The following is a 3800-nucleotide window of genomic DNA, read 5'->3' as shown; positions in this document are numbered from 1 at the left end:
GATCCTCCCCTCCCGCGTGATCACGCTCGAACTCGGCGACTGCGCCTACTTCAAGGCCACCACACCCCACAGGCTCCGCTCCCTGGGCACCAGGCGCGCCACGGTCCTCCTGCTGGTCTCCAGCGACACCGACGCCCCGGACGGCGCCGCGTCCCCGCGCTGCCGCCTGCCCTGAGACCCACCGGGCGACAGGCCGTCCGCGCGGGGGCCCAGCGGCCGGGCGCTCTCGTGCACGCCCTGGTCCCGTGTGCGAACCGGCAGGATCGTGCTCGGGTCCGCCATCACGGTTCGTCACTTCCGGTGGACGGCCTGAGGCGTCCCGCCCTTGGGTGCCGGGGCTTCCGTTCTCGCGGTCGCCCGCCGCGCCCGGTCGGGGCGGGGGGCTTCCACCCGCGGCCGTTCCCGGCGGCGGCGGCCGTGTTCGACGATCACGACCGAGGCGAACACCGCCACGGCGCCCGAGACCCGGCCGGCGGTGAGACGGTCGCCGTAGCAGAAGGCGCCGGCGGCGACGGTCACCAGGACCTCGGTGCAGGACAGGATCGCGGCGGTCGGGGCTCCCAGCGCCCGTGTCCCGGCGAACAGGCACAGCACCGGGACGACGGTGGAGCACAGGGCCAGCAGCCCGATCCACGTCCACGCCGGTTCGGACGGCAGCCGCAGCCCACCGGTCGCCGTGCCGAAGACGGCCAGGCTGGCGCAGGCGCCGGTGCACACCAGCGCGGACAGCAGCGGCAGATCGAGGCTTTTCACCAGGTGGCCGGCGGCCGTCAGGTACAGGGCGTAGGTGACGGCCGCCCCCAGCGCCAGCAGCACGCCCGCGGTGTCGGCGCCCGGCCCCGCGCCGCCGGGACCGAGCAGGAACAGCACCCCGAGCGCGGAACAGACCAGTGCGGCCAGCCGGTAGCGGTCGGGAGACTCCCGGCGCAGGGCGAGCGCGAGCAGCGTCACCACGGCGGGGTAGGCGTAGAGCAGGAGCGCGGCCAGCGAGGCGTCGATCCTGGTGACGGCGCCGAAGTAGGCCGCGGACTGGACGGCGTACCCCACGGCGCCCAGGGCCAGGCCCGCCGGGAGCGTCCGTCCCCGGGCCAGGCCCGCCGGAAGCGTCCGTCCGTGCGGGCGGCGCGGGCGGCGGCAGAGCACCACCGCCCAGAAGACGGCGGCGGCCAGCGCGAAGCGGGCGGTGAGCACGGTGGTGACGCCGGCACCGGTGGCGAAGGCCTGCTTGGCGAACACCGGGGCGAGACCGAATCCGCTCGCCGACACGAGGCAGAGAACGGCCCCGCGGGCCGTGACGCGGGACGAGGGTCGGGTAGTCACACCCAGAAACTAAATCCGCCAGATCAATCGAGGTAGCCTTTCTTTCCTGTCCCATCCACAGGAGATTCCTTGATCACGCTGCAGCAGCTGCGCTGCTTCCAGGCCACACTGGAGCACGGCTCGTTCACGGCCGCCGCAGCCGCACTGGGCTACGCACAGCCGTCGATCTCCGAACAGGTGCGCCTGCTGGAGAAGCACCTCGACGCCGAACTGTTCCGCCGGGTGGGGCGGGGCCTGGTCCCCACCGAGGCCGCCAGAGCGCTGCAGCCCCACGCCACCGCCGCGCTGGCCGCGGTCGACGCGGCCGGCCGGGCGGTCGCCTCGGTCCGTCAGGTGCTGACCGGAACCGTGCGCCTCGGCGTGTTCCGCACCGCGCGCCACTACCTCGGCAGTGATCTGGTGGCCGACGTCCTGACCCGGCACCCCGGGCTGCGGGTCGAACTCGTGGGGCCCCACTCGGTCCCGGTGCTGGACCAGCTCCGCCGCGGCGCGCTGGAAGTCGCCGTGGTCGCCCTGCCGTTCGGCGAAGCGGACGTCGCGGTCCACCCGGTGATGCGGGACGAACTGGTCTACGTCAGCGCGGATCCGGCGCGGACGTCCGCCCCCGTCACCTCGGCGCAGCTCGCCGCGGCGCAGCTGGTCCTGCCCGATGTGAGCTGGCGCAAGGAGGACTCCACCCGCCGTCACCTGCTGGCCGGGGTGCAGGCGGCGGGCGGCTCACTGCACCCGAGAATCGAAGTGGAGGAGACGGAGACGGCGTTGGAGATCGCGGCGACCGGCCTGGCCGACACCGTCACCTGGCGCGGCGTGCTGCACGGGCTGGGCGGGCGTGTGCCGCCGGGGCTGCACTGGGCTCCGCTGGCGCCCCCGCTCCACGAGACGTTCGCCGTGGTGCACCCGCCGAACGTCGAACTGTCGCCCGCCGCGGGAGCGGTGGCGGCGCTTGCCACCGCCAGGATGAAACGGCTGGACACCGCCGTCCGCAACGCCCCGCTCATCGGCTCCTCCCGAGGAGAACCGCTTTCCGCACCGTGATGCCCGGGAGGGGCCGGATGCTCCGCGGGGCGCCCTCCCCCGAGGTCCTGCCAGACGTGCTACGGCGTGTTCCGGGTGAGCGCGGAGCGGTCCTTCGCCGGTGCGGACCTCGCGTCAACTCCCTTGCGGTTGCCGACCCGGCGACATCCAGGCACGTGCCGAGCGAGTAGCGCGGCTCCCGCTCACCCGGCGTTCTCCGCGCCGCCTTTGTCGGGTGAGCGCCCGGGCTCTCCCCGCGCCGGGCGCGGGGTGTGTGTGCGGTGCGGCAGGTTCACCACCACCAGAGCCAGTCCCGACAGGGTGACGTTGCGGATCGCCGCGTCCAGGCCGTTCCACGCCTTCGACTGCCACATGGCGAACCACTCGCCGCCGATCCCGATGAACCCGGCACCGAAAAGCAGCAGCATCAGCAGCAGGCCGAGACTGCTAAGCCGGCGCGCCGACTCCGGCCGCAGCCACCAGGCGAACGTGCCCGCCGTCAACACCAGCGCGCTCAGCGCCTCCCAGGCGATGATCGCGACATACGCCGCGTTCCGCAGGCCCGGGGAGGTGACGGAGCGCCACATCAGGTTCCGGTCGTGGAAGGTGGTGTCCATCGCCAGCACATGCTGGACGAACCGCTGGTTGGTGGCGAAGTCCGTGACGTTCCCGAAGACCACGAGCAGCAGGTAGAGCGCGTTCGCCCCGGTCAGCACGGCCGCCGCCACGGGCAGTGAGCCGAACGCGAGCAGGCGGTCGCGGCCGGCGGGGCCCGGGCTTGCGGGGCGGGTGGTCGGCATGCTGAAAAGGCTAGCCCCTGCGGGGAGTTGGTGAGCCGGTGCGGGATTCCGGGAGGGGTCGGTTACCGCACCGGGCTCCAGGGCGCGGGTGATCGGCTTCCAGGCGCCGGAGGGGCGCGGTACTTGCCGGGCGCCGCCGCCTCGGCCCTTGGATAGGCTGCCGGGATGGCCTTCGACTCCCCCCGGCTGCTGCGCGCCGACGCCGCCCGCAACGCGGAGAAGATCGTCCGGGCTGCCCGGGAGGTCTTCACCGAACAGGGCCCCGACGCCCACCTCGACGACGTGGCGCGCCGGGCCGGCGTCGCGGCCGCCACGCTCTTCCGCCGTTTCCCCGACAAGGCCGCGCTCCTGCGGGCCGTGCTGGACGCGCGCTTCGGCGAGCACGTCCGGCCCGTCATCCAGGCGGCCGCCCATGCCCCCGACCCCGCCTCCGCGCTGGCCCGCGTGCTGGAGGCGGCCCTGGAGTCGGTGGCCGGCGACTACAACGTCCTGGCCGCCGCCCGCGCCGCCGGCGTCCTGACCCCGGCAACCGGCGAGGAGTTCTTCGCCGCCCTCGACGCCCTCCTGGCGCGCGGTCAGCACGCGGGCGTGATCCGTGCCGACCTCGTGCCCGACGACCTGCACCGCGTCGTCGTCATGCTGGTCTCGGTGCTGTGGACGATGGAC

The 3800-nt window shown here is 74.0% G+C and carries 4 protein-coding genes; 2 read left to right on the top strand and 2 right to left on the bottom strand.

Annotation, left to right across the window (positions count from 1 at the left end; all coding sequences use genetic code 11):
- Nucleotides 1–291 precede the first annotated feature (291 nt).
- Nucleotides 292–1320, bottom strand: coding sequence for a DMT family transporter (locus tag J0670_RS32765; protein WP_307806800.1), 1029 nt, complete (start codon nt 1318–1320; stop codon nt 292–294).
- 69 nt (nt 1321–1389) lie between these two features.
- Here J0670_RS32765 and J0670_RS32760 point away from each other — a divergent pair, with 69 nt between their 5' ends.
- On the top strand, nt 1390–2355 hold the full coding sequence (locus J0670_RS32760; protein WP_207815758.1) for a LysR family transcriptional regulator: 966 nt from the start codon (nt 1390–1392) through the stop codon (nt 2353–2355).
- A gap of 182 nt (nt 2356–2537) precedes the next feature.
- Here the strand turns inward: J0670_RS32760 and J0670_RS32755 are convergent, their stop codons facing one another.
- Entirely contained in the window at nt 2538–3134 is a 597-nt protein-coding gene (locus J0670_RS32755) for a DUF2165 domain-containing protein (RefSeq protein ID WP_207815756.1), read from the bottom strand.
- Nucleotides 3135–3299: 165 nt separating this feature from the next.
- On the opposite strand from J0670_RS32755, the gene J0670_RS32750 reads away from it, so the two are divergent.
- Nucleotides 3300–3800: TetR/AcrR family transcriptional regulator (locus J0670_RS32750; protein ID WP_207815755.1), on the top strand; the 501-nt coding region annotated here is incomplete at its 3' end.

The sequence above is a fragment of the Streptomyces sp. FH025 genome (assembly GCF_017427025.1).
Classification (GTDB): domain Bacteria; phylum Actinomycetota; class Actinomycetes; order Streptomycetales; family Streptomycetaceae; genus Kitasatospora.
This window is presented reverse-complemented; position numbering and strand designations above follow the sequence as displayed.

Coding starts and splice junctions, on each gene's coding strand:
- J0670_RS32755 (WP_207815756.1), bottom strand. CDS start 3,134: ATGCCGACCACCCGCCCCGCAAGCCCGGGCCCCGCCGGCCGCGACCGC.